25 protein-coding genes and 1 pseudogene are annotated in these 23,536 nt (G+C 71.8%); 12 read left to right on the plus strand and 14 right to left on the minus strand.

Annotation, left to right across the window (positions count from 1 at the left end):
* Positions 1-32: 32 nt before the first annotated feature.
* Complete coding sequence (locus CF165_RS12190; protein ID WP_093947584.1) at positions 33-218, plus strand: hypothetical protein; 186 nt, start codon at positions 33-35, stop codon at positions 216-218.
* Here CF165_RS12190 and CF165_RS12195 read toward each other — a convergent pair.
* The 3 genes and pseudogenes from CF165_RS12195 to CF165_RS12210 all read right to left on the minus strand — a co-directional run.
* A complete protein-coding gene (locus CF165_RS12195; RefSeq protein ID WP_093947585.1) occupies positions 199-2,601 on the minus strand; it encodes a glycoside hydrolase family 65 protein in 2,403 nt (800 codons plus the stop codon). The two genes, CF165_RS12190 and CF165_RS12195, sit on opposite strands and share 20 nt — an antisense overlap.
* Positions 2,598-3,329 carry an HAD family hydrolase gene (locus CF165_RS12200; RefSeq protein ID WP_093947586.1) on the minus strand — a complete coding sequence of 244 codons (732 nt, stop codon included), beginning with the start codon at positions 3,327-3,329 and terminating at the stop codon, positions 2,598-2,600. Before CF165_RS12200 ends, CF165_RS12195 begins: the two co-directional genes overlap by 4 nt.
* Positions 3,330-3,500: 171 nt before the next feature.
* Positions 3,501-3,815: pseudogene (locus tag CF165_RS12210) on the minus strand (ArsR/SmtB family transcription factor); the annotation flags it as partial.
* A gap of 148 nt (positions 3,816-3,963) precedes the next feature.
* On the opposite strand from CF165_RS12210, the gene CF165_RS12215 reads away from it, so the two are divergent.
* On the plus strand, positions 3,964-4,464 hold the full coding sequence (locus CF165_RS12215; RefSeq protein ID WP_093947587.1) for a PaaI family thioesterase: 501 nt from the start codon (positions 3,964-3,966) through the stop codon (positions 4,462-4,464).
* Between the two features lies 1 nt (position 4,465).
* Here CF165_RS12215 and CF165_RS12220 read toward each other — a convergent pair whose 3' ends face one another.
* Positions 4,466-4,942 carry a MarR family winged helix-turn-helix transcriptional regulator gene (locus tag CF165_RS12220; RefSeq protein WP_093947588.1) on the minus strand — a complete coding sequence of 159 codons (477 nt, stop codon included), beginning with the start codon at positions 4,940-4,942 and terminating at the stop codon, positions 4,466-4,468.
* Here CF165_RS12220 and CF165_RS12225 point away from each other — a divergent pair.
* Positions 4,941-5,402, plus strand: coding sequence for a pyridoxamine 5'-phosphate oxidase family protein (locus CF165_RS12225; RefSeq protein ID WP_093947589.1), 462 nt, complete (start codon positions 4,941-4,943; stop codon positions 5,400-5,402). The two genes, CF165_RS12220 and CF165_RS12225, sit on opposite strands and share 2 nt — an antisense overlap.
* Here CF165_RS12225 and CF165_RS12230 read toward each other — a convergent pair.
* Entirely contained in the window at positions 5,399-6,598 is a 1,200-nt protein-coding gene (locus tag CF165_RS12230) for an ROK family protein (RefSeq protein WP_093947590.1), read from the minus strand. The two genes, CF165_RS12225 and CF165_RS12230, sit on opposite strands and share 4 nt — an antisense overlap.
* Before the next feature lie 100 nt (positions 6,599-6,698).
* Between CF165_RS12230 and CF165_RS12235 the strand changes: the two genes are divergently transcribed.
* The gene (locus tag CF165_RS12235; RefSeq protein WP_205660832.1) at positions 6,699-7,439 is read left to right on the plus strand and encodes a DUF427 domain-containing protein; all 741 of its coding nucleotides are present in this window, start codon (positions 6,699-6,701) and stop codon (positions 7,437-7,439) included.
* Between the two features lie 4 nt (positions 7,440-7,443).
* Here CF165_RS12235 and CF165_RS52530 read toward each other — a convergent pair whose 3' ends face one another.
* On the minus strand, positions 7,444-7,674 hold the full coding sequence (locus CF165_RS52530) for a carotenoid oxygenase family protein (protein WP_093947591.1): 231 nt from the start codon (positions 7,672-7,674) through the stop codon (positions 7,444-7,446).
* Between the two features lie 212 nt (positions 7,675-7,886).
* Here CF165_RS52530 and CF165_RS12245 point away from each other — a divergent pair, with 212 nt between their 5' ends.
* The 3 genes from CF165_RS12245 to CF165_RS12255 all read left to right on the plus strand — a co-directional run bounded on the left by CF165_RS12245 (position 7,887) and on the right by CF165_RS12255 (position 11,954).
* Positions 7,887-10,124, plus strand: coding sequence for a xanthine dehydrogenase family protein molybdopterin-binding subunit (locus CF165_RS12245; RefSeq protein ID WP_093947592.1), 2,238 nt, complete (start codon positions 7,887-7,889; stop codon positions 10,122-10,124).
* 13 nt (positions 10,125-10,137) lie between these two features.
* The gene (locus tag CF165_RS12250; RefSeq protein ID WP_003056009.1) at positions 10,138-10,596 is read left to right on the plus strand and encodes a (2Fe-2S)-binding protein; all 459 of its coding nucleotides are present in this window, start codon (positions 10,138-10,140) and stop codon (positions 10,594-10,596) included.
* Positions 10,597-10,730: 134 nt separating this feature from the next.
* Positions 10,731-11,954 (plus strand): PucR family transcriptional regulator, encoded by a 1,224-nt coding sequence (locus tag CF165_RS12255; protein WP_093947593.1) that lies wholly within the window; start codon positions 10,731-10,733, stop codon positions 11,952-11,954.
* Here the strand turns inward: CF165_RS12255 and CF165_RS12260 are convergent.
* Genes CF165_RS12260 through CF165_RS12270 form a run of 3 tightly spaced genes read right to left on the minus strand, consistent with a single transcriptional unit; the run spans position 11,951 to position 13,774 of the window.
* A complete protein-coding gene (locus tag CF165_RS12260) occupies positions 11,951-12,226 on the minus strand; it encodes a cyclic-phosphate processing receiver domain-containing protein (RefSeq protein WP_093947594.1) in 276 nt (91 codons plus the stop codon). The genes CF165_RS12255 and CF165_RS12260 overlap by 4 nt on opposite strands.
* Positions 12,223-13,092, minus strand: a complete 870-nt coding sequence (locus CF165_RS12265; protein WP_205660833.1) for a TIGR03564 family F420-dependent LLM class oxidoreductase — start codon at positions 13,090-13,092, stop codon at positions 12,223-12,225. Before CF165_RS12265 ends, CF165_RS12260 begins: the two co-directional genes overlap by 4 nt.
* 16 nt (positions 13,093-13,108) lie before the next feature.
* On the minus strand, positions 13,109-13,774 hold the full coding sequence (locus CF165_RS12270; protein ID WP_093947596.1) for a TetR/AcrR family transcriptional regulator: 666 nt from the start codon (positions 13,772-13,774) through the stop codon (positions 13,109-13,111).
* Positions 13,775-13,916: 142 nt separating this feature from the next.
* Here CF165_RS12270 and CF165_RS12275 point away from each other — a divergent pair, with 142 nt between their 5' ends.
* Entirely contained in the window at positions 13,917-14,801 is an 885-nt protein-coding gene (locus CF165_RS12275) for an SDR family NAD(P)-dependent oxidoreductase (protein WP_093947597.1), read from the plus strand.
* Between the two features lie 34 nt (positions 14,802-14,835).
* Here the strand turns inward: CF165_RS12275 and mgrA are convergent, their stop codons facing one another.
* Entirely contained in the window at positions 14,836-15,864 is a 1,029-nt protein-coding gene (mgrA, locus tag CF165_RS12280; RefSeq protein WP_093947598.1) for an L-glyceraldehyde 3-phosphate reductase, read from the minus strand.
* 62 nt (positions 15,865-15,926) lie between these two features.
* On the opposite strand from mgrA, the gene CF165_RS12285 reads away from it, so the two are divergent.
* Together CF165_RS12285 and CF165_RS12290 are read left to right on the plus strand one after the other, a co-directional pair.
* Positions 15,927-16,808 (plus strand): AAA family ATPase, encoded by an 882-nt coding sequence (locus tag CF165_RS12285; RefSeq protein WP_093947599.1) that lies wholly within the window; start codon positions 15,927-15,929, stop codon positions 16,806-16,808.
* Positions 16,805-18,169, plus strand: a complete 1,365-nt coding sequence (locus CF165_RS12290) for a vWA domain-containing protein (protein ID WP_093947600.1) — start codon at positions 16,805-16,807, stop codon at positions 18,167-18,169. Before CF165_RS12285 ends, CF165_RS12290 begins: the two co-directional genes overlap by 4 nt.
* On the opposite strand, the gene add is transcribed toward CF165_RS12290, so the two are convergent.
* Positions 18,147-19,118, minus strand: a complete 972-nt coding sequence (gene add, locus CF165_RS12295; protein WP_093947601.1) for an adenosine deaminase — start codon at positions 19,116-19,118, stop codon at positions 18,147-18,149. The genes CF165_RS12290 and add overlap by 23 nt on opposite strands.
* Before the next feature lie 184 nt (positions 19,119-19,302).
* Here add and CF165_RS12300 point away from each other — a divergent pair, with 184 nt between their 5' ends.
* Positions 19,303-19,530 (plus strand): antitoxin, encoded by a 228-nt coding sequence (locus CF165_RS12300; protein WP_439098498.1) that lies wholly within the window; start codon positions 19,303-19,305, stop codon positions 19,528-19,530.
* Position 19,531: 1 nt separating this feature from the next.
* Here the strand turns inward: CF165_RS12300 and recQ are convergent, their stop codons facing one another.
* On the minus strand, positions 19,532-21,367 hold the full coding sequence (gene recQ / locus CF165_RS12305; RefSeq protein WP_093947603.1) for a DNA helicase RecQ: 1,836 nt from the start codon (positions 21,365-21,367) through the stop codon (positions 19,532-19,534).
* A gap of 67 nt (positions 21,368-21,434) precedes the next feature.
* Between recQ and CF165_RS12310 the strand changes: the two genes are divergently transcribed.
* Positions 21,435-21,872 (plus strand): DUF6314 family protein, encoded by a 438-nt coding sequence (locus CF165_RS12310; RefSeq protein ID WP_093947604.1) that lies wholly within the window; start codon positions 21,435-21,437, stop codon positions 21,870-21,872.
* Here the strand turns inward: CF165_RS12310 and CF165_RS12315 are convergent.
* Together CF165_RS12315 and CF165_RS12320 are read right to left on the minus strand one after the other, a co-directional pair.
* Entirely contained in the window at positions 21,853-22,740 is an 888-nt protein-coding gene (locus CF165_RS12315) for an SDR family oxidoreductase (protein WP_093947605.1), read from the minus strand. The genes CF165_RS12310 and CF165_RS12315 overlap by 20 nt on opposite strands.
* 30 nt (positions 22,741-22,770) lie before the next feature.
* Entirely contained in the window at positions 22,771-23,508 is a 738-nt protein-coding gene (locus CF165_RS12320; RefSeq protein WP_093947606.1) for an SDR family oxidoreductase, read from the minus strand.
* Positions 23,509-23,536: the final 28 nt, after the last annotated feature.

Raw genomic sequence — 23,536 nt, forward strand, 5'->3', positions numbered from 1 at the left:
CGCGGCCGGGAAAACCGGGTATTCCGGAAGACATGAGCGAACAGCAGCGCATCCACGCCCGCGACGACGAAGACGACGAGCTCCCGAAGCTGCCGAAACCGGGCCAGCTGACCCACGACGTGCCCACCGCGCCGGACCCGGACGTCAGCCCGGGCGGGACCGAAGAGGTGCCGGCCCCACCCGCGCGGGACGACGTCGTCAGCGACCTTCCTCGGTGACCGGATTGGTCGGCTCCGCGTACTGACGCACCATTTCCGAGTCGCGCCGCATCGGGGCGCGGCCCGGCGGCTGCTTCGGCGGATCGCCCGCGTCGATCTTCGGGATCGCGAAGCGCTGGGGCTCCTCGGTGATCGTGACCCGCTCGTTGTGGTGCAGCACTTCCAGGGGCGCACCGGCCAGCACGTGGTAGGTCACCTGGTCGCGGTCGATCTCGACCTGGAACCGGGTGCCGCGGAACATCAGCCGGAAGGTGATCCGGTCCAGCTGCGGCGGCAGCCGCGGCGCGAACGAGAGCGTCCCCCCGTGGTCGCGCAGGCCGCCGAACCCGGCCACGGCGCCCTGCCACGCCCCGGCCAGCGACGCCATGTGCAGGCCGTTGCGCACGTTGTTGTGCACGTCGTGCAGGTCGGTCAGGGCGGCCTCGGCGAGGTAGTCGTAGGCCAGCTCGAGGTGGCCCACCTCGGCGGCGATGACCGCCTGCGTCCCCGCCGACAGCGAGGAGTCGCGCACGGTCCTCGCCTCGTAGTAGGCGAAGTCGCGGGCTTTCTCCCGCGGGCTGAACGAGTCACCGCACAGGTGCAGCGCCAGCACCAGGTCCGCCTGCTTGACGACCTGCTTGCGGTAGAGGTCGAAGTACGGGAAGTGCAGCAGCAGCGGGTAGTGGGCGGGGTCGGTGCCCTCGTAGTCCCACTCGTCGTGGTCGAGGAACCCCTCGGACTGGGGGTGCACGCCGAGTTCTTCGTCGTAGGGCAGGAACATCGCCGCGGCGGCCGCGCGCCACGAGTCCAGCTCGACGGCGTCGACGCCGAACCGCCCGGCCACGTCCGGGTGCCGTTCGCACGAATCCGCCGCGGCCAGGAGGTTCCGCCGCGCCATCAGGTTCGTGTAGACGTTGTTGTCCGCCACCGCCGAGTACTCGTCCGGCCCGGTGACACCGTCGATGCGGAACGCGCCGTGCCGGTCGTGGTGGCCCAGCGACGCCCACAGCCGCGCGGTTTCCAGCAGCAGCTCGGTGCCGTAGTCGCGCTCGAACTCCTCGTCGCCGGTGGCGTTGAGGTAGCGCAGGACGGCGTCGGCGATGTCCGCGCTGACGTGGAACGCCGCCGTGCCCGCCGGCCAGTACGCCGAGCACTCCGCGCCGTTGATCGACCGCCACGGGAAGGCCGCGCCGTGCAACCCCAGCTGGTGCGCGCGTTCCCGCGCTTTGTCCATTGTGGAGTGACGCCAGCGGAGGGCGTCGCGGGCCGCGTCCGGGATGGTGTAGGTCAGCACCGGCAGGACGAAGGATTCGGTGTCCCAGAAGGCATGCCCGTCGTAGCCCGGCCCGGTCAGGCCCTTGCCGGCGATCGCGCGGCTCTCGCCGCGGGCCCCGGCCTGGAGGATGTGGAACAGGGCGAAGCGGACGGCCTGCTGCAGTTCCGGATCGCCGTCGATCTCGATGTCCGACGTGGCCCAGTAGTCGTCGAGGAACTGGCGCTGCTCGGTGAGCAGGCCCTTCCAGCCCGTCTGGCGGGCGCCGGCCAGCGCGGCCTCGACCTGCGACCGCAGCGCGGGCACCGAGCGCTGCGCGGACCAGCCGTAGGCGAGGAACTTGGTGATGCGCAGCCGCCCGCCCTTGGGGACGTCGACCGCGACGGTGAGCCGGGCGAGGTCGTCCTCGGCGTGGATGCGGGCGCGGATCCCGTCGTCCACCTCGATCTTGTGGTCCATCGCCGCGGCCATCCGCAGCCCGGACCGGCGGGTCTGGTGCACCAGCACGGCGTTGTACTCCGACGCACGGTGGAACTCGCTCACCAGCGGTGCCTCCAGGGCGGCGGCCACCCGCGGGTCGCTGGTGTCGGACTCGATCGGCTCGTTGGCGAGCAGGTCGGACTGCACGACCAGCTGCAGGTCCTCGTCGAGCGGCTCGACCTCGTACCGGATCGCGGCGATCGCGCGCTGGGTGAACGACACCAGCCGCTCGGTGCGCACGCGGACCCGGCGCCCGGTCGGTGACGACCACTCCGTGGTCCGGCACAGCGTGCCCTTGCGGAAGTCGAGCACCCGGTCGTGCGCGGTGGCCGCGCCGTAGCGCATGTCGAGCGGTTCGTCCTCGACGAGCAGCCGGATGATCTTGCCGTCGGTCACGTTGACGACGGTCTGGCCTTCTTCGGGGTAGCCGTAGCCCGCTTCGGCGTAGGGGAGCTCGTGCTGCTCGTAGAAGCCGTTGAGGTAGGTGCCGGGCAGCCCGCGCGGCTCGGCCTCCTCGAGGGTGCCGCGCAGCCCGATGTGGCCGTTGGACACCGCGAACGCCGATTCGGTGCGCTGCAGGGCGTCGACGTCCATGCCGCGCCACCGCAGTTCCCACGGCGCGCACTCGTAGCCGTGTACCTCTTCGCTCATCGGTCCTCCAGGAGGTCGGCGAGGTCGTCGACGACGATGTCGGCCCCGTGGGCCCGCAGTTCGGCGGCCTGGTCGGCCCGGTTCACGCCCACGACGTACCCGAAGCCGCCGGCTTTCCCCGCCTGGACGCCGGACTGGGCATCCTCGAAGACGGCCGCGTGCGCGGGTTCGACGCCGAGGGCGGCGGCGCCGGCCAGGAACGAGTCCGGCGCCGGCTTGCCCTTGAGGTGCTGTTCGCGGATGACGATGCCGTCGATCCGGGCCTCGACGAACTTGCTGAGGTCGGCGCCGTCGAGCACCTTCGCGCCGTTCGCGGACGACGTCACCACGGCGATCCGCAGGCCGGCGGCCTTGACCGCTTCGAGGTAGCGGACCGAGCCGGGGTAAGGGTTCACGCCGCGTTCGTCGATGATCTTCAGCACCAGTTCGTTCTTGCGGTTGCCGACGCCGTTGACGGTCGGGGCGTCCACCGGGTCGTCCGGTTCGCCCTCGGGCAGCACGATGCCCCGTGACCGCAGGAACTCGCGCACGCCGTCGGCGCGCGGGCGGCCGTCCACAAAGGCCGCGTAGTCGTGGTCGGTGAACTCGGCGAACCCGGCGCCGTCGCGCGAGCGGAGAAACTCGTCGAACGTCCGTTTCCAGGCCTCGCGGTGGAGGACCGCCGTGCCGGTCAGCACTCCGTCGAGGTCGAACAGGCAGGCCGTGATGGTCTCGGGCAATCCCGTCATGCTGGCACGCTACCGGTCCTGGGGGTTGTTCGCGGGTTGTTCGGGGGTCCGGGTGGCGAAGCCCCCGGCCCGGGGCGAAGCCCCGGTTGTCTCAGTGGGTTGTTCGGGGGTCCGGGTGGCGAAGCCCCCGGCCCGGGGCGAAGCCCCGGTTGTCTCAGCGGGTTGTTCGGGGTGCGGGCGCACCCGATGGATGAGTTCGTGCACGGTCGCGTCCGCCAGCCGGTACCGCACCACCCGGCCGGTGCGTTGCGGCGTGACCAGCCCGTGGGCCCGCAGCAGGCGCAGGGCCTGCGACACCGCCGTGTCGGTCATGCCGGTGACGGCGGCGAGGTCGGTGACGCTGATCTCGCGGGCGTAGTGGATCGAGACCAGCAGCGCGAGCCGGGACGGGTCGGCGACCACGGAAAACCGCTGGGCCCACTCGTCGATGACGGCGCGGTCGCCCAGCCCGTCGATCGCCGCGGCCACCCGTTCCGGGTCGATCAGCTTGCGGACGGGCTCGTTGCTCACCCCCGGATGATTCCACCCGGGCCGGAGGCGGACCACCGGTGGCCTGGGTCACGCCCGCTTGACGCCGCCGGTGCCCACGGGCGAGCCTGCGATTAAGACAGTTGTCATAGTCCGAGGAGCCGAGATGACCGACGTCGAAACGCAGGTCCGTTCGAAGACCATCACCTGGCAGGACCCCCTGGAGACCGCCCGGCTCGGCGCCACGATGTCCGGCCTCGAGTACATGACGGCGATCGCCGAAGGCCGCGTCCCGCCCGCGCCGATCGCCGCGCACTTCGGCATGCGCTGGGAGCGCATCGGCCGCGGCGAGGTCGTCGCGGTCGCCGAGCCGGACGAGTCGCTGTACAACCCGATCGGCATGGTCCACGGCGGCGTCGCGGCCACGCTGCTGGACTCGGTGGTCGGCTGCGCGGTGCACACGACGCTGCCGGCCGGCGTCGGCTACGCCTCGGTGGAGCTGAAGGTCAGCTACCTGCGGGCGATCCACGCGGGCCGCGGCGAGATCCGGGCCACCGGCCGGGTCATGAAGGAGGGCTCGCGGATCGCGTTCGCGGAGGGGGAAATCCGGGACGTCGAGGGCAGGCTGCTGGCGACGGCGTCGGGGACCTGCGTGATCACGCGCTGAGTCACCGTGGCGGCCGGACCCGCCGGGCGCGGATCGCGTCGTCGCCGCCGTAGCGGCCGATGACCGTCGCCAGGAGTGCGCGCGCGTCTTCGACGCGTCTCGTGCCGTACTCCGCCTCCAGTTCTTCTTGGAGTTCCCGCCGCAGCACCCGCGTCGCTTCGACGGCGGCCAGCGCGTGCTCGGTCAGGTGCAGCAGTTTCGTCCGCGCGTCCGCCGGATCGGGGTCGCGGCGCAGCAGCCCCCGGCGTTCGAGGTCCGCGACGGCCTTCGACGCCGCCTGCTGGGTCACGCCCATCCGCTCGGCCAGTGCGGTGATGGACAGCGGGTCGGCCAGGACGTGCTGGATCACGACGCCGTCGTTGAAGCGAAGGTCGCCGAAGCCCTGCCCGGCCAAGCGGCGCTGAACCTCGTCCGTCATCGCCCAGCCCGCGAAGAGGGCGGTCAGGGACAGGTCGAGGCTGCTAGGATGCACAACCATGGTTGTGGAATCTAGCAGAGTGCCGGCCGAGCTGGCCGAAGCGTTCGTCCGCGTGGCGCACCGGATCGTCTGGTGCACGCTGGTGACGGTCGACCGGCGGGGCCGCCCGCGGTCACGGGTGGTCCACCCGATCTGGGTGCCGGGCCCCGGCGGCCTGACCGGCTGGCTGTTCACCCGGCCGACGCCGTTGAAGCTGGCCCACCTGGCGGCGACGCCGTATGTCTCGTGCTCGTACTGGGACCCGCAGCACGAAGTGGCGGTGGCGGAGTGCCGCGCGGAGTTCGCGGACGACGAGGAGACCCGCCGGTACCTGTGGGACCTGTTCGCTTCGGCGCCGGAACCCCTGGGCTTCGATCCGAAGATCCTGGGCGGGGATGACCACCGCGACCCGAAGATCACGGTGCTGAAGCTGACGCCCTGGCGGATCTCGACCGGCGGCCAAGCTTGGCGGGCGGCTTAGGCGGCACCCACCCGGCGGTCGAACACCAGACCTTCCGCGGCCCGCAGCCCGACGCTGATCGCGCCGGTCAGCACCGCGTCTTCGCCCAGCTCGCCCTGCACCACCTTCGGCACCAGCGGCGTGAACGCCCGCAACGCGCGGTCGATCGGCTCCAGCAGCAGGTCCGCCGCCGTGCCCATGCCGCCGCCCAGGACGATCAGCTCCGGGTCGATCACCGCCGCCACCGAAGCCACCGTGTACGCGAGCCGGTCGGCTTCCGTCTCCACCGCGCGCCGGGCGAGCTCGTCGCCTTCGCGGGCCAGGCGGAACACCTCGCGGGCCGATTTCGCCGTGCCCAGGCCGAGTTCGCGGGCGCCCTGGACGACCGACTGGGCCGCCGTCGCCTCTTCGAGGTGGCCGCGGGCCGGCGGGGTGCCCGGCTCGTCGGCCGCGCGCGTGCGGCCGTAGGGCAGGTAGCCGATCTCGCCCGCCGCGCCGGTCGCGCCGCGGAACACCCGGCCGTCGACCATCATGCCCATGCCGACGCCGGTGCCGATCGTGATGCAGCCGAACACCGACGCGCCGCGCGCGGCCCCGCTCTCCCACTCGCCGACGGCGGTGAGGTTCGCGTCGTTCTCCACCATCAGGTCCGGGCCCAGCGCGGCCTCGAGGTCGTCGATCAGCCCGGCCCGGCCCCAGCCCGGCAGGTTCGGCGCGTGCCGGAAACACCGCTTGTCCGGGTCGGCGACGCCGGGGGAGCCGACCACGCGGACGACGATGTCGCCCGCCGAAAGGCCGGCCTCGGCGACCGCCGCGGCCGCGATCTTCCCGACCGCCGTCACCAGCGCCGCGCCGGATCGCGCGGTGTTGCGCTCGTCGCGGCGCGCCACGAGCGTGCGGCCCAGGTCCGACACCGCGACGCGGAGGTGCTCGCGGCCGATGTCGACGCCCAGCACGTACCCCGCGGTGGGGTCGGCCTCGTACAGCACCGCCGACCGCCCGGTGCCGGTGGACGTCTGCCCGGTCGGGCGCGCCAGCCCCGCGGCTTCGAGGGCCAGCAGGGCCTGGCTGACCGTCGGCTTCGACAGCCCGGTGTCCTTCGCCACCTGCGGCCGGGTCGCCGGCCCGCTGCGGCGCAGGAGGTCGAGCACCGCCCGCTGGTTGATCTTGCGCATCCCGGCGGGGGTACCGACCGTGGGGATTTCTACGCCGGCCACCCGTGCCCGCCTCCTGTCGTCCTCTTGCTGCCTGCCACGCTAGCCGCCCCGGCCCGGGTTCCGCCGGAATACGCCCGCTCCGGACCCCGTTGACCCGGGCATGAGCACTCCGGTACGCGGCCGGGTCCGCGTGGCACAAGGCGCGAAGCGGGTACGCGTGTTCCTCGGCGGGCAGGTTGTCGCGGACACGGTGCACCCCCTCCTGGTGTGGGAAGTTCCGTACTACCCCACGTACTACATCCCGCGCGCGGACGTCGTGAGCGGCGTTCTCACCCCCTCCGGCCGGACGTCGCACTCGCCCAGCCGCGGAGAAGCTGTTCTGTCGACGATAAAGGGTGGCGGAGCCGAGGCGGTGGACGGCGCGCTGGAGTACCCGGATTCGCCGATCGAGCAGCTCCGGGACCACGTCCGGTTCGAGTTCGCCGCGTTCGACTGGTTCGAAGAGGACGAACAGATCTTCACGCACCCGCGCGACCCCGGCGTCCGCGTCGACATCCTGCCGAGCTCGCGCCACGTGCGGGTCGAGGTCGACGGCGTGACCGTCGCCGACACCGTCCGCCCGCACCTGCTGTTCGAGACCGGCCTGCCGACGCGCTACTACCTGCCCCGCGTCGACGTCCGGATGGACCTGCTGGAAAAGATCGACGTGGTGACCCACTGCCCCTACAAGGGCGCCGCCGAGCACTTCGACGTGGCCGGGCACGAGGACCTCGCCTGGAGCTACCCGACGCCCCTGCCGGAGAGCACCCGCGTCGCCGGGCTGGTCGCGTTCCTCGACGAGAAGGTGGACGTCTACCTCGACGGCGTCCGGCAGGAGCGGCCGAAGACGAAGTTCGCCTGAGCCCTCAGGCGTCCGGCAGCCAGTTCCCGTGGAAGCCCGCGGGGACCTGGCAGACCGACGCCCGGTCGACGACCACCGGCAGGTCGTAGAAGACGGCGTGGCCCGCCGTGAGCGCGAAATCGTGCATCATCGTCAGCCCCGGCACGTCGATCGGCTGCTTGACCAGCTCGCCGCCGAAGTCGTAGGCACCGACGTATAACGCCCTACACGGCGAGTCGTCGTCGCCCGCGCCCACGAAGACCTGCTCGAAGCCCGCCGTGAACGCGGCTCCGACGCCGGCTGAACCAGCGCACTACGCCATCCGGCACTGTGGCGGCGCACACTTTCGGCGGCTTCCGGTGTCATCTCGTCACAGGAATGGGCGAACTCGACTACGCCGCGTTGACGACGTGTCAAGGGCTCCTTAGCGTGGCGCGCACCCCGCCACCAGCCAGCAAGGGATTCCCGATGGCCCGTCCCACCTCCGAACCCGCCGAGCCCGGGCAGGTCGGCCGCCGCCGCTTCCTGACCTACCTGGTCGCCGCGCCGACGCTCACCGTCGCCACGAAACTCACCGCCGACGCGGTGGCCCCGAGCCGCGCCGAGGCCGTCGTCCCCACCCTGCCGCAGCCCGCGGAGATCCTCGACCTCGGCGACGTCCTGACACTGTCGTGCGCGCCGACCGCCGGGATGCTCGTCCTGGAGATCACCGGAGACGGCCGGGCCCGGTTGCAGCTGCCGCGCGCCGAGGTCGGCCAGGGCATCACGACGGCGACCGCGATGCTCGTCGCCGAAGAGCTGGACCTGCCGCTGGACAAGGTCGACGTCGTGCTCTCGGACGCGCGCACCGAGCTGCTGTTCAACCAGCTCACCGGCGGCTCCAACACGATGCGCTCGCTGTACGACCCGGTCCGCGCCACCGCGGCGACCGCGCGCGCCCGGATGGTCGCCGCGGCCGGGGCGCAGTGGGGGACCGATGCTTCCCGGCTGTCCACACGCGACGGTGCGGTGTGGGCGCCGGACGGCCGCAACGCGTCCTACGGCGACCTCGCCGGGCCGGCGGCGCGGACCGGCCTGACGACCGGGGCGATCGCGCCGAAAGCCGAGTCCGCGCAAACCCTGGTCGGCACGCCGACCTCGCGCAAGGACGCCCGCGCGATGGTCACCGGCGAGCAGGTCTACACCCTCGACCTCGACGTCCCCGGCGCGAACCCGGTGATGGTGCGGCGTCCGCCCACCATCAACGGCACCGTTCGGAAGGTCGGCAACGAGGCCGCGGTTCGCGCGATGCCCGGGATCATCGACATCGCCGTCGTGCCGACCGGGGTCGCGGTGATGGCCGAGACGTTCGGCCAGGCCCTCGACGGCAAGAACGCCCTCGACGTCACGTGGGGTCCCGGCACGGTCGACGGCGAAGACGACGAGACGATCAAGAAGAAGCTGCGGGGCGCCGCGCTGCCGTTCGTGGTGCCGCCGTTGCTGACGCAGCACGTCGACGGCGAGTTCGACTTCGCCTTCGTCAGCCACGCGCCGATGGAGTCGAACTCCGCGGTGGCCGACGTCCGCGAGGACAGCGCGACCATCTGGGCCGGGCTGAAGTCGCCGATCGTCGCGAAGCAGACCATCGCGCAGGAGCTGGGCCTGCCGGAGAACAAGGTCACCGTGCACGTCCAGCAGGGCGGCGGGTCCTTCGGGCGGCGGCTGTTCTTCGACGCGGCCCTCGAAGCCGCGCACATTTCGAAGGCGATGAAGAAGCCCGTCCGGCTCATGTGGAGCCGGATCGACGACATGCGCCACGGCCGCGGGCGCGCGGCGAGCTTCCACCGGATCCGCGCGACCTTCGCGCTCGGGCAGGTGCTGACGTTCGAGCACCGGGTCGCCAGTGTCGAAACCGACTGGAGCCACGGCCTCGGCGAGATTCTCACCGCGTACGCGGCGAAGCTGCCCGTCGGCGGCAACCTGAGCTTCGCGCAGACGGTGTTCCTGCTGACCGTGAAGTCGCCGTACAACTTCGGCGTCACCACGCAGCTGCTGAACGAGGTGCCGCTGAAGTTCCACACCTCGGCGTGGCGCTCGGTCTACTCGGCGAACACCCGTGGCGCCGAAGAGATCATGGTCGACGAGATCGCCGCCAAGCTGGGGAAGGATCCCTACCGGTTCCGGCGCGAGTTCATCAAGGAGCCGCGGCAGCGCGCGGTGCTCGACAAGGTCGCCGAGCTCGGCGAGTGGGGCAAGAAGATGCCGGCCGGGTTCGCGCAGGGGATCGCGGTGCACGGCGAGTACAAGTCCTACACCGCTTGCCTGGTGGAGGTGGACGCGCGCGACCCGAAGCACCCGCGCGTCACCAAGGCGACCATCGCGGTCGACGTCGGCAAGCCGGTGAACCCGCGCGGCATCGAGGCGCAGATGCTCGGCGGCCTGACCGACGCGATCTCGACGACGCTGACCGCGGGCCTGCACATCGACAAGGGCCTGCCGCTGGAGGGCAGCTACTCGCAGTTCCACTACGCGCGGCAGAAGAACTCGCCGACGGACGTCACGGTGCACGTCATGCCGGCCGACGGCGCCGACATCGGCGGCGCCGGCGAGCTCGGCCTGCCCGCGCCGGTCGGCGCGATCGCCAACGCCTACGCCAGGGCCACCGGCATCAAGCCGCGCAGCTTCCCGATCACCTTCCCGGTCGACTTCGACCCGTTCCCGCGCTGACAGGAGTCCCCACGTGCCGAACTACACCTTCGTGGTGAACGGGAAGACCGTCACCGTCGACGCGCCCGCCGACCTGCCGATGCTGTGGGCGCTGCGCGACAAGCTCAAGGTCCGCGGACCGAAGTACGGCTGCGGCATCAACGTCTGCAAGGCCTGCACCAGCCACCTCGACGGCGAGGCGTTCAACCCCTGCGTCACGCCGGTGTCGGAGTGCGCCGGGCGCGAGGTCACCACGATCGAGGGGCTGGCGGACGGCGACGAGCTGCACCCGGTCCAGGAGGCCTGGCTCGAACAGGACGTCGCGCAGTGCGGGTACTGCCAGCCCGGGCAGATCATGGCGGCGGTCGCGCTGCTGAAGAAGACGAAGAACCCGACGGACGCGGACATCGACGCCATCCAGAACGTGTGCCGCTGCGGCACCTACTTCCGGATCCGGGAGGCGATCAAGAGCGCGGCCGCCAAGATGGCCTGACGCGGATGCGGAGGTTCCACAAAAGAACCTCCGCATTCGCGGTTCCTGTAACAAGTTCACCCGAACGTGGTGGCACCGTTCGGGTTAGCTGTCGGTCCGGGTCTCGACGAAGAGGCCGGGGACCGGAGGCCGCCATGCACTACCAGGTGCTTCTGTCCGACGGGCTCGCGCCGCGCGTCGCCGTCCTCGCCGCCGAGGTCGAACGGAAGCTGCCGGAACTCGTCGAGAGCACCGTGCGGCAGATCCGCGCCGAAATGCCGGTCTACGCCGACGCGCGGTTCGTCACGCACGCGGAGCTGCGGAACTCGGTGCGCGCCAACCTCGACCACGTGATGCGCACGCTGCGCGGCTCGGACGTCCCGGACCTGTCGCAGGCCCGCGCGACCGGCCGGGCCAGGGCCCTGCAGGGCGCGCCGCTGCCGGAGCTGCTGCGGGCCTACCGGATCGGGCTCACCGAGGTCTGGCACCGGTTCGTCGAGCTGACCGCTCGTGACCAGGACCTCGCCGGCCTGGTCGCCGCGACCACGGCGATCTGGGCCCTCATCGACGACCTCGCCGAAGCCCTCACGACGTCCTACCGCGACACGACCGCCGAAGTCATGGTGGCGCACCAGAACCGGCGCTCGGCGCTGGTGGAGGCGCTGTTCGCGGGTGGCGCCGCGACCGAGGGGACGCTCTGGGACATCGCCCGCGTGCTCGACCTGTCCCTGGACGGCACGTTCGTCGTCGTCGCGGCGGAAACCCCGCGGCTGGGCCAGGAACCGCTGCCGCAGATCGAGGCCCGGCTGCGCTCGGCGCAGCACGCGTCGGCGTGGCGGCTCACGCCGGACCTGCAGGTGGGCGTCGTGTCCTTGCGCGACCCGCGCGCGTCGAAGGCGATCGTGGACCTGGTCCGCGAGCACCCGGTCGGCCGGGTCGGGATGAGCCCGGTGTTCACCGGCCTCGGCAACACCGCGCGTGCCCTGCACCTGGCGCGGGTGGCGCTGTCGAGCATGACGCCGGGGACGCCGGGCCTGGTGCAGTTCACGGAGTCACCGCTGGCCGGGCTGGTCGCCAGCGCCCCCGAGGCGTCGGTGCAGCTGGCGCACCACGTGCTGCAGCCTGTCCTGGACCTGCCCGGCGACGACCGGAACGTGCTGCTGCTGACGCTGCGTGCGTGGTTCGACTGCCAGGGTTCGACGAAACTGACGTCCGAGCGGATGTTCTGCCACCCCAACACGATCCGCCACCGGCTGAAGCGGATCGCCGACGAGCTGGGCCGCTCGCTGACCGACCCGGCCGACATCGCCGAGCTGGGCGCGGCGCTGCGGGCGCTGAACCTGTTCCCGGAGGCGACCCACCTGCCGGCGCCGCGCTAGCGCACGCCGGGCCCGTACCGCCGCGCCATTCCGGTCAGCCATTCGCGGCCGACCGGGTTCGCCGTGTGGACGCGCACCTCGGGCGGCCAACGATCGTTCTCGCACAGCCAAAGCACCACCGGGCGGGTGGTGTCGTCGCCGCCGAGGTCGTGGTCGAAGGAGATCGCGGCGAACTCGCCGGCGTCGAGCATCTCGATCGCCTCCGCGCTCGACTTCGCCCACGTCCAGCCGTCCGGGGCCGGGCGCAGGTCGTCCACCCAGAGGCGGTTCACGCGGCCAGCAGTTCGCGGGTGCGGGCCTGCTCCTCCGCCGAACCGACCGGCATGACCAGCAGTTCCGTCGCCCCCGCGTCCTCGAGGGACTTCACCCGGCGCCGCACGGTTTCCTCGTCGCCGACGATCGCGCTGTCCGAAACCCGCTCGTGACCCTCGCGGTCGAGGATCGCCCGGTAGGCCGGGACGTTCCCCGCCCCGCCGTACAGCTCATCGATCCGCTTCCGTGCTTCGTCCACTTCGGACGTCACGCAGATCAGCTGGCCGGAGACCACCCGGGACGCGCTCCCCAGCGCCGGCACCACGAACTCGGCGGTCGCCCGCGGACCGGCGAAGGTCGTGATCACGCCGTCGGCCAGCTCGCCTGCCAGCCGCATCGACTGCGGGCTCACCGAGCCGACCAGCGCCGCGGGCCGCTCCGCGCCGGGCGCGTTCACCGCGCCCGCGGCCGTCAGCGACTCGCCGTGGACATCCGCCTTTTCGCCGCGCAGCAACGGGTTCAGCGCCTGCAGGTACTCGCGCAGGTGGCGGAGGGGGCGGTCGTAGGAGTAGCCGAACTCGCCCTCGACGATGAACTTGTGGCTCAGCCCGAGGCCGAGGTGGACCGGCACCCCGGCCGCCGCCTGGACCGTCAGGGCCTGCGCCGCCATGGTGATCGGGTGCCGCGAGTACGTCGGCACGACGCACGTGCCCAGCCCGACGCCGGGGGCGGCCGCGGCGAGCGCGGGCAGCGCCGTGAGCGCGTCCCAGCCGCCGCGCTGCGCCACCCACAACGTGTCGTAGCCGAGCTTCGCCGCTTCGCGGGCCTGTGCCGTGATGGCGTCGAAGCCGACGCCGAGTTCGTCGATCAGGATTCCGGTGCGCATGGGGTCCTCCAGGGTTTCAGTACGCGCGTTCGAGCTGTTTGCGGTCGAGCGCGACGGCTTCGGTGAACAGCTCCAGCGCCCGGGGTGCGACGGCGCGCAGCTGCCTCGTCGACACGGCGAGCGGCTCGAAGGCGTGCGCGATCGTGTCGGCGATCAGGGCGGGCTCGGGCGGGGGAGTGCGGCCGAGGAACCCGTGCAGCACGGCCTGGAAGGCGACGACGAGCTCCCGGACCGGCCGGTCCGTGCGGAGCAGGTCGTTGGCGGCCAGCAGTTCCAGGTACTCGACGAAGACTTCCGCGTGGCGTGGGTCGAGTTTGCCGTGCAGCTTCGGCAGCAGCTTGCCGAGTGTCTCGGTGTCGTCGGCGTACCCGGCCCGCAGCAGCGGACGCTCCAGCACGTTGGTGTACTGGATCTCCGTCAGGCGCGAAAGCCGCACGCTGAGCGGGTCGGTCGCGATCATCGCCACGAGGTCTTCGAGCACCCTGACCGACTCGCGGAGCAGGACGGCGAGGAACAGCTCTTCGCGGTTCTTCCAATGCAGGTAGACGGTGCCCTTGCCGACGTCCGCCCGCTCGGCGACGTCCTCGATCGTCGTCCGCCGGTACCCGGCGCGCAGGAGCAGTTCGGCGGCCGCGTCGAGGATGCGCTCGGCTCGTTCGGCGCGGTCTTCGGCAGGACGCATGACGCCACCATATGACCAAATACGAAATTTGGTCAAACGTCGGCACTGGAGTGATCGGCGTCACGACGCCGTGTTGTCACGGGCGTCCGGCCGCCGGTGTCCTGTGGGCGATCGGATGTCGAGGCAAAGAACGGAAGACACCATGAGCAAGGTCTGGTTCGTCACGGGTTCGTCGCGCGGCTTGGGCCGCTGCTTCGTCGAGGCCGCCCTGTCCCGAGGCGACCGCGTGGCTGCCACCGCGCGGTCCACGGAGAGCTTCGACGCGCTCGTCGCCACCTACGGCGACGCGGTGCTCCCGCTGGAGCTGGACGTGACCGACAAGGCGGCTGTCTTCGAGAACGTGCAGCGGGCCGCCGAGTACTTCGGGCGGCTGGACGTCGTCGTGAACAACGCCGGCTACGCGCAGATCGGCGCCATCGAAGAGCTGACCGAGCCCGAGCTGCGCGACCAGCCGGAGACCAACGTGTTCGGCCCGGTGTGGGTCATCCAGGCCGCCCTGCCCGTCCTGCGCGAACAGGGCGCCGGCCACTTCGTCCAGCTGTCGTCGGCCGCGGGCATCATCGCGATGCCGCTCGGCGGCGCGTACCAGGCGTCGAGGTGGGCGATCGAAGCCCTGAACGAAACCTTGGCCAAGGAGGTCGCGGACTTCGGCGTCAAGGTCACGATCATCGAGCCGGGCGGCTACGCCACCCGCGACGGCAGGAACCCGGATCCCCTGGCCAACGGCCACGTCGCCGAGACCACCCCGGTCTACGACGGACTCCGCCGCCTCGCCGAGGTCGCGGGCAAGCAGCCGGCAGGGGACCCGGCCGCCGCCGCCCGGGCCCTGCTCAAGGTCGTCGACGCGGCCAACCCACCCCTTCGGGTGCTCTTCGGGAAGGGCTTCTACCCGATGGTCCAGCAGGCTTACGCGGACCGGCTCGCGACCTGGGCGGAGTGGCAGGACCTGTCGGCGGAGGCCCAAGGCGGCGACGCCGAAACGGAGGCCCGCGGCGGCGACGCCGAAACTGTCGGTGCCCACCGGTAAAGTGGAAACGGGGGGCGCCCCCGCGGGCCCGGCCTCAGCCGTCGGACGAACGCTTCCAGAGGTTGATGTCCGCGTCGGTCGCGTGGCCGTCGATCTCGGTCAGCTCCTCCGAGGAGAACTCGAGGTTGCCGAGCGCGCCGGCGTTGTCCTCCAGCTGCTTGACGCTGCTCGCGCCGATCAGCACCGACGTCACCCGGTGGTCGCGCAACGCCCAGGCCAAGGCCAGCTGCGCCAGCGACTGCCCGCGGCGGGCGGCGATGTCGTTCAGCGCGCGGACCCGGCCCAGCCGGTTCTCGTCGAGGGTGCCCGGGTCCAGGGACTTGCCCTGCGCCGCGCGCGAATCCGCGGGGACGCCGTGCAGGTACTTGTCCGTCAGCAGCCCCTGCGCCAGCGGCGAGAACGCGATGCAGCCCGCGCCCGCCGCTTCGAGCGTGTCGAGCAGGCCGTCCTCCTCGATCCAGCGGTTCAGCATCGAGTACGACGGCTGGTGGATCAGCAGCGGCGTGCCGAGCTCCCGCAGGAGCCGGGCCGCCTCGGCGGTCCGTTCCGAGTTGTACGAGGAAATCCCGACGTAGAGCGCCTTCCCGGCGCGGACGGCGCTGTCGAGCGCCCCGACGGTCTCCTCCAGCGGCGTCTCGGGGTCGAAGCGGTGCGAATAGAAGATGTCGACGTAGTCCAGGCCCAGCCGGCCGAGCGACTGGTCCAGGGAGGACAGCAGGTACTTGCGGGAGCCCCATTCGCCGTACGGGCCGGGCCACATGTCGTAGCCGGCCTTGGTGGAGATCACCAGCTCGTCGCGGTACGGCTTGAAGTCGCCGGCCAGCAGCCGCCCGAAGTTCTCCTCGGCCGAGCCGTAGGGCGGACCGTAGTTGTTGGCCAGGTCGAAGTGGGTAATGCCGAGGTCGAAGGCCCGGCGGGTGATGGCGCGCTGGGTTTCCAGCGGGCGGTCGTGGCCGAAGTTGTGCCACAGCCCGAGCGAGATCGCCGGCAGCTTGAGCCCGGAACGCCCGCAGCGCCGGTAGGGGATCGAGTCGTATCGGCCGGAAGCGGCAACGTAGGTCACGCGGCCGATGCTAGCCCGCTCTTCGGGTACGCTCCGGGTGAGCGACCGCTTAGGAGGTCAGGGTGGGCACCGGATTCTTCACCTCCGTCGACGACGTGTCGGCGAAACTGGCCGAGGCAGGCTACCTGGCGTCCACCGCCGTGGCGACCACGGTGTTCCTCGCCGACCGGCTCGGCAAGCCGTTGCTGGTCGAAGGGCCCGCCGGGGTCGGCAAGACCGAGCTCGCCAAGGCCGTCGCCCAGGTCAGCGGCTCGCGGCTGGTGCGCCTGCAGTGCTACGAGGGCATCGACGAGGCCCGCGCGCTCTACGAGTGGAACCACGCGAAGCAACTGCTGCGGATCACCGCCGGCCGCGACGAGACGTGGGAACACGCCCGCACCGACATCTTCGGCGAGGAGTTCCTGCTCCGCCGCCCGCTGCTGACGGCGATCTCGTCGGACGAGCCCACCGTGCTGCTGATCGACGAGACCGACAAGGCCGACATGGAGGTCGAGGGCCTGCTGCTGGAAGTGCTCGGTGACTTCCAGGTCACCGTGCCCGAGCTCGGCACGATCACCGCTACACGCCCGCCGTTCGCCCTGCTGACCTCCAACGCCACGCGCGAGCTGTCCGAGGCGCTGCGCCGCCGGTGCCTGTTCCTGCACATCGACTTCCCCGACGAGGACCTCGAACGCGACATCGTCCGGCTCAAGGTCCCCGGCATCGACGCCGCGCTCGCCGACTCGGTGGTCCGGGTGATCGCCGCCCTGCGCGCGATGGACCTGCGCAAGCTGCCGTCGGTCGCGGAGACCATCGACTGGGCGCGCACCCTGCTCGCACTCGGCGCGTCGACGCTGGACGAGCAGGTGGTGCGGGACAGCCTCGGTGTCGTGCTCAAGCACCAGGACGACATCGCCAAGGCCGGTGCCGGCCTGAAGCTCGAACAGGTCCTGGACGCGTCGTGACCGGCGTGCCCGAGCGGCTCGCGGCGTTCGTCAAGGCGCTGCGGGACCAGGGCATCCCGGCGGGTCCCGCCGAAACGGTGGACGCCGCCGCGGCGCTGGAGGTGCTCGGCCTCGACGACCGCTCGCTCGTCCGTGAGGGGCTGGCCGCGGCCCTGGTCCGCCGCGGCGGGCAGCGCGCGGTGTTCGACGCCGCGTTCGACCTGTACTTCCCGGCGGGGATCGGCGCGCCCGAGCGAGCGCGCGAGGACCGGCCGTCGACGCTGGAGGAGCTGCGGGAAGAGCTGGCCGCCGCGCTCGCCGACGGCGACCAGCAGGCCCTGTCGCAGCTAGCCGGGCTGGCCGTCGACATGCTGGGCCAGTACGGCTCGGCGTCCGGACCGGGCGGCGGCTTCTCCGCCCACCAGACCCTGGAACGGCTCCAGCCGCAGACCCTGATCGCGCGGGTGCTGGCCGCGGTCCGCGGCGGCGGCGCCCGCGGGGAGTTCACCGACCGGCTCGACCGCGACGAGATCCGCCGCCGCGTCGAAGGGTTCCGCGGGCAGGTCCGCACCGAGGCGCGCCGCCGCGCGGCCGAGGTCCGCGGCCGCGAGCGCGTCGCCAAGCACGCCATCGCCCCCGCGCCGGACCGCGTCGACTTCCTCATCGCGAGCCGGAACCAGCTCGCCGAGCTGCGGCGCACGATCCAGCCGTTGTCCCGGAAGCTGGCGACGCGGCTGGCCGCGCGGCGCCGCCGGATGACGCGGGGACAGATCGACCTGCGCCGCACGCTGCGGCGGTCGTTGTCGACGGGCGGGGTGCCGCTGCGCCCGGCCTACCGCCACCGCCGTCCCGGGCGGCCGGAGATCGTGCTGCTGTGCGACCTTTCCGGGTCCGTGGCGGGGTTCGCGAACTTCACCATGCTGCTGGTGCAGGCGCTGCGGGACCAGTTCAGCAAGATCCGCGTGTTCGCCTTCGTCGACAGCACCGACGAGGTCACCCACCTGGTGACCACCGGCGCGGCCGACCCCGAGCACCTGGGCGCGCGCATGCTGTCCGAAGCGGCGCTGGTGCGCTGGGACGGCCACAGCGACTACGGCGGCTCGCTGCGCCAGTTCACCGCGAACTGGCTCGACGCGGTCGGCCCGCGGACGTCGGTGCTGATCCTCGGCGACGCCCGCACCAACGGCGGCGACCCGAACCTGGACGCGGTCCGCGAGATCAAGGCCCGCGCCCGGCACGTCTACTGGCTGAACCCCGAGCGCCGGTCGCTGTGGTCCACCGGGGACTCGGCGGCGCTGGAGTACGCCGAGGTCGTCGAGATGCACGAGTGCCGCACGGTGCACCAGCTCGGCACGCTGGTCACCCGGCTGCTGCCGGTGTGAGCCACGCGTCGATGTCTCGCAGCATGGCCTTCTTGGTCGCTTCGGGCGCGAAGGACGCCGTGACGCTCGCGCGGGCGAAGTCCGCCATCGTGGCGTCGTCGTAGCCGAAGGCGTCCCGGACGCGGGCGTACTCCTCGGCGAGGTTCGCGCCGGTGACCGAGGGGACGTCGGTGTTGAGCGTGACGGTCAGGCCCGCGTCGCGCAGGCGGGGGAGCGGGTGCTCGGGCAGGGAGGGCACCAGCCCGAGCGTCACGTTGGAGGACGGGCACACCTCCAGCGCGAGACCCCGGTCGCGGACCTCGGCGACGAGCGCCGGGTCGTCGAGGACGCGGATGCCGTGCCCGAGGCGTTCGGTGCGGCCCACGCGGAGGGCCTCGCGGATGCTGTCCGGTCCGGCGTCCTCGCCGGTGTGGTGCAGCAGGTGCAGCCCGCCGGCGCGGGCCTTCTCGAAGACTGTCGCGAATGGCCGGAGCGAGTGGTTCTCTTCGCCCGCCATGCCGATCGCGAAGACTTCGTCGTACTTCAACGCGAGGTCCAGGGTGCGCTCGGCGCGTTCGACCGGGCGGCGACGGGAGTGGTCGAGCAGCAGCCGCCACCCGAGATCGGTCGTGGACAGTCCTTTAAGGACGGATTCGAGTGGCATTTCGAGGTCGCCCAGCCGTTCTCCGTGCGACGCCGCCGTGAACGTGACTTCCGCGTAGCGCGTGCCCTGGGCGAGTTCGTCTTCGCAGTACTCGCGGGCGATCCGTTCGAAGTCCTCGGGCCGCTGGAGGCAGGACCGGACGAGCGCGTTGAAGTCCGCGAAGGCGCGGAAGCCGTCGAACACCGGCGGCTCGCCGGGGACGTCGACGCCGTTGGCTTCGCCCAGTTCGCGAAGGGTGCCCGGCCGGATGGTGCTCTCCAGGTGGACGTGCAGGTGGGCCTTCGGCAGGGCGGTCAGGTCACGCATGATCGCGAGCCTAGAGCCGCGCGGCGCGGCTCCGCGCGGCATTTTCGGGACCGGTCACGGTGGGTCTCCGGGCCGGTACGCTCCTCGCCGAGGTTTTGGGCCTCGTCACACGGGGAACCTCCGGGTGGTTCGTCCGCGTTGTCAGGATGACCGGAACCGATGAGGGAGGACCACCGTGGCTTTGATGAAGAAGCTGACCGTGCTGGCCGGCGCCGCCGGGGCGGCCCGCGCCTACGCCAAGAAGAACCCCGAAAAGGTGAACCAGGCCGTCGGCAAGGCCGCGAAGTTCGTCGACGACAAGACCAAGGGCAAGTACCACGAACAGATCGCCGGCGCCGTCCGCAAGGTCAACTCGGTGACCGGGCAGCCGGGCCAGCCGGGACCCGCGGGGCCGGCGGCCGCCGGCCGGTAGCTCACTTGGCGGTCAGGACCTCGAGGACCCCCTCACCGTACTTGGCGAGCTTGTTCTCGCCGACACCGCTGACCGTGCCCAGATCCGCCAGCGACGACGGCCGTTGCGTGGCGATCTGGCGCAGGGTCGCGTCGTGGAAGATGACGTAGGCGGGTACGCCCTGCTCCTTCGCGACGCCGGCCCGCCAGGCACGCAGACGTTCGAACAGCGGGGCCGCCTCCGCGGGCATGTCCGCGGCGGGGACTGTCTTCCTGGCACTGCGGACCTTCGCGGCGGGCGCCCGCTCGGGCTCGCGGCGCAGCATCACCTGACGGTCGCCGCTCAGCACCTCCGCGCTGCCTTCGGTGAGCACCAGCGAGCCGTAGTCGCCTTCGACCTCGAGCAGGCCCTGGGCGAGCAGCTGCCGCACCACCGCCCGCCACTCCGGCTCGGCCAGCTCCGTGCCGATGCCGAACGTCTTGAGCGTGTCGTGCTGGAACTGCGTGACCTTGGGCGTGGACTTGCCGAGCAGGATGTCGATGGTCTGCCCGGCGCCGAACTTCTGCCGCCGTTCGTTGCGCAGCCGCACGACCGTAGACAGCAGCTTCTGCGCCGGGATCGTGCCGTCCCACTTCTCCGGCGGGCTCAGGCACGTGTCGCAGTTGCCGCACGGCTCGGCCTTCTGTCCGAAGTAGTTGAGGATCTGCACCCGGCGGCATTCGACCGTCTCGCACAGCGCGAGCATCGCGTTCAGGTGCGCGCCCAGCCGCCGCCGGTGCGCATCGTCGCCCTCGGACGTGTCGATCATCTTGCGCTGCTGGACGACGTCCTGCAGGCCGTACGCGAGCCACGCGGTGGACGGCAGGCCGTCGCGGCCCGCCCGGCCGGTCTCCTGGTAGTAGCCCTCGACCGACTTCGGCAGGTCGAGGTGCGCGACGAACCGGACGTCCGGCTTGTCGATGCCCATCCCGAAGGCGATCGTCGCGACGACGATCAGCCCGTCCTCGCGCAGGAACCTCGACTGGTGCTTCGCGCGCGTGCGCGCGTCGAGCCCCGCGTGGTAGGGCACCGCCGGGATTCCGTTCTGCACCAGGAACTCCGCGGTCTTCTCGACCGAGTTCCGGGACAGGCAGTAGACGATCCCCGCGTCACCTTGGTGCTCGGTGCGCAGCAGCTCCAGCAGCTGCCGCTGCGGCGAGTTCTTGCCGACGATCCGGTACTGGATGTTCGGCCGGTCGAAGCTCGCGACGAAGTGCCGGGCCTCGTCCAGATTCAGCCGCGCCGCGATCTCCTTGTGCGTGGCCTCGGTCGCGGTGGCGGTCAGCGCGATCCGCGGCACGTCCGGCCAGCGCTCGTGCAGGGCCGACAGCTGCAGGTAGTCGGGCCGGAAGTCGTGGCCCCACTGGGCGACGCAGTGTGCTTCGTCGATCGCGAACAGCGAAATCTTGCCGCGGTCGAGCAACCGCACGGTCGATTCGACCGAAAGCCGTTCCGGCGCCAGGTAGAGCAGGTCGAGCTCGCCGTTCAGGAACGCCGACTCGACCTCCTGCCGCGCCGCGTAGTCCTGGGTGGAGTTGAGGAACCCGGCGCGGACACCGGCGTTGCGCAGGGCGTCGACCTGGTCCTGCATCAGGGCGATCAGCGGCGACACCACCACGCCGACGCCGGGCCGCACCAGCGCGGGAATCTGGTAGCACAACGACTTCCCGCCGCCGGTGGGCATCAGCACGAGCGCGTCGCCGCCGGCGATCACGTGCTCGACGATCGCCGCCTGGTCGCCGCGGAAGCTGTCGTAGCCGAACACGCGCCGGAGGGTTTCCAGCGCGTCGGACGCGGGTGCGAGGTCGGTCTCTGCCACCCGCCCGACTATAGAGCGGGGGTCCGACAGTTCCGGTCCGGCCCGCCGCGGATGGCAGACTGACGGGGTGGAGTACTGGCCGGTTCCCGATCTTCCCGCGTATTTCGGCGGCGAATGGCGCTTGGACCGGGAAATCCTCACCGCGGACGGCGATCCGGCGGGCGAGGTCACCGGCGTCGCCACCTTCACCGAGACCGGCGGAGTGCTCGTCTACCACGAGGAAGGCGAGCTGCGGCTCGGCGGCCACACCGGGCCGGTCACCCGGACCCTGCACTACCGCCCGGCGGGGCCGGGCCGCGCGTCGGTGCACTTCGACCACGGTGGCTTCTTCCACGACCTCGACCTGCGTGAAGGCCGCTGGACGGCGGACCACCCCTGCCGCGCCGACCACTACCGCGGGGAGTACCGCGTGACCGGCGCCGCGCGGTGGCGGCAGGAGTGGGTGGTGCGCGGGCCGGCGAAGGACCACGTCATCGTCAGCCGGTTCAGCCGGCGGCCGGGCTGAGCAGATCGGCCAGGTCGATCCGGCGCAGGAACTCGCGCCGGATCCGGTCGCCGACCTCCGCGACCAGCGAGCCGCCGTCGTCGGCGGGGTCGATGTGCACCCGGAACGGCCGCTCGCCCTTCGGCAGGCCGACCACGCGCGCCAGCTCTTCGGCCACCTTCGCGACGTTCGCGCCGGGCGGGGTGATCTCAGCCAGCTTGCGCCCGACGTGGTCGCTCAGGCCCGCGTACCGCTCTTCGTAGGCTTCGGCCACGGCCTCGTCGGCCGGGTGCCCCGCGTGCGGGAAGTGGTTGGTGCCCGCGGTGAACGCCCCGGGTACGACGATCGTGGTGTCGATGCCGAACCGGGCGAGCTCGGCGGCGTAGCTGACCGCGAGGCTGTCCATCGCCGCCTTCGCCGCGAAGTACGGCGCCAGGTAGGGCGGCGTGCCGCCGCGGACGCTGCTGCTCGACACCCACACCAGCAGCCCGTCGCGCTGGGCGCGCAGGTGCGGCAGCGCGGCGCGGTTGACGCGCTGGGTGCCGATCGCGTTCGTGTCGTACAGCTGCGCGAGCTGCTCCGGCGTGAACGCCTCGGCCGGGCCGAGCGCCATGTGCCCGGCGTTGTGCACGACGACGTCGAGCCGGCCGTGCGCGGCGGCGATCGAGCCGATCGCGGCGTCCGCCGACTCCTGGCTGGAGACGTCCAGCTCGACCGTGCGCAGGTCGACGCCGTGCTCGCGGGCGTACGCGGTGGCGGCTTCGACCTGGGGCGCGTTGCGGCCGGCGGTTTCGCGCATGCCCGCGTAGACGGTGTGCCCGGCGTGGGCCAGCGCCCGGGCGGAGAGGGCGCCGATCCCGCTGGAGGCGCCGGTGACGACGATGATCATGGTTTGTTCCCCTGGTAGTGGGCGGGTTTGTCAGACGATGCCGCCGTTGGCGCGCAGCACCTGGCCGTTCACCCAGCGCGCCGGGCCGGCGAGGAACGCGACGACCTCGGCGATGTCCTCCGGCTTGCCGAGCCGCTCGAGCGGCGGTTGCTTGGCCATCCGGGTGATGGTCTCCTCGTCCTTGCCGTCGAGGAACAGCGCGGTCGCGGTCGGGCCGGGCGCGACGGTGTTCACCGTGATGTCACGGCCGCGCAGCTCGCGGGCCAGGATCATGGTGATCGCCTCGACCGCGCCCTTGGTCGCGTTGTAGATGCCGTAGCCGGGCAGGTTCAGACCGATGACCGACGTCGACGTCGTGATCACGGCGCCGCCCTCGCGCACCCGGCGCGCGGCCTGCTGGGCCACCGCGAACGTGCCGCGGATGTTGGTGCGGTGCACGCGGTCCAGGACGTCGAAGTCGGTGTCGGCGATCGGCGTCGGCGGGTTCATCACGCCGGCCAGGTGGGCGACGACGTCCACGCCGCCGTAGGTGCGCTCCGCGGTGTCGAACAGCTCCGCGACCGCGGCCGGGTCGGCTACGTCGGCGCGGACGGCGATCGCCTGGCCCCCGCGCGCGGTGATGGCTTCGACGGCAGCGTCGGCCTCCTTCTCGTTGCCCGCGTAGTTGACGACGACCGCCATGCCGTCGGCAGCCAGGCGCTCGGCGACCTGGCGGCCGATGCCGCGGGAGCCGCCGGTGACGATCGCGACACGGGTGGTGGTGCTCATCGGTTCCTTCTTCCGGTCGGGCGGCGAT

Origin of the sequence: Amycolatopsis vastitatis (assembly GCF_002234595.1) — a bacterium.
GTDB classification, from domain to species: Bacteria; Actinomycetota; Actinomycetes; order Mycobacteriales; family Pseudonocardiaceae; genus Amycolatopsis; species Amycolatopsis vastitatis.

Coding starts and splice junctions, on each gene's coding strand:
- CF165_RS12190 (WP_093947584.1), top strand. CDS start 33: ATGAGCGAACAGCAGCGCATCCACGCCCGCGACGACGAAGACGACGAG.
- CF165_RS12195 (WP_093947585.1), bottom strand. CDS start 2,601: ATGAGCGAAGAGGTACACGGCTACGAGTGCGCGCCGTGGGAACTGCGG.
- CF165_RS12200 (WP_093947586.1), bottom strand. CDS start 3,329: ATGACGGGATTGCCCGAGACCATCACGGCCTGCCTGTTCGACCTCGAC.
- CF165_RS12215 (WP_093947587.1), top strand. CDS start 3,964: ATGACCGACGTCGAAACGCAGGTCCGTTCGAAGACCATCACCTGGCAG.
- CF165_RS12225 (WP_093947589.1), top strand. CDS start 4,941: ATGGTTGTGGAATCTAGCAGAGTGCCGGCCGAGCTGGCCGAAGCGTTC.
- CF165_RS12220 (WP_093947588.1), bottom strand. CDS start 4,942: ATGGTTGTGCATCCTAGCAGCCTCGACCTGTCCCTGACCGCCCTCTTC.
- CF165_RS12235 (WP_205660832.1), top strand. CDS start 6,699: ATGAGCACTCCGGTACGCGGCCGGGTCCGCGTGGCACAAGGCGCGAAG.
- CF165_RS12245 (WP_093947592.1), top strand. CDS start 7,887: ATGGCCCGTCCCACCTCCGAACCCGCCGAGCCCGGGCAGGTCGGCCGC.
- CF165_RS12255 (WP_093947593.1), top strand. CDS start 10,731: ATGCACTACCAGGTGCTTCTGTCCGACGGGCTCGCGCCGCGCGTCGCC.
- CF165_RS12265 (WP_205660833.1), bottom strand. CDS start 13,092: ATGCGCACCGGAATCCTGATCGACGAACTCGGCGTCGGCTTCGACGCC.
- CF165_RS12270 (WP_093947596.1), bottom strand. CDS start 13,774: ATGCGTCCTGCCGAAGACCGCGCCGAACGAGCCGAGCGCATCCTCGAC.
- CF165_RS12275 (WP_093947597.1), top strand. CDS start 13,917: ATGAGCAAGGTCTGGTTCGTCACGGGTTCGTCGCGCGGCTTGGGCCGC.
- add (WP_093947601.1), bottom strand. CDS start 19,118: ATGCGTGACCTGACCGCCCTGCCGAAGGCCCACCTGCACGTCCACCTG.
- CF165_RS12300 (WP_439098498.1), top strand. CDS start 19,303: ATGAAGAAGCTGACCGTGCTGGCCGGCGCCGCCGGGGCGGCCCGCGCC.
- CF165_RS12315 (WP_093947605.1), bottom strand. CDS start 22,740: ATGATCATCGTCGTCACCGGCGCCTCCAGCGGGATCGGCGCCCTCTCC.
- CF165_RS12320 (WP_093947606.1), bottom strand. CDS start 23,508: ATGAGCACCACCACCCGTGTCGCGATCGTCACCGGCGGCTCCCGCGGC.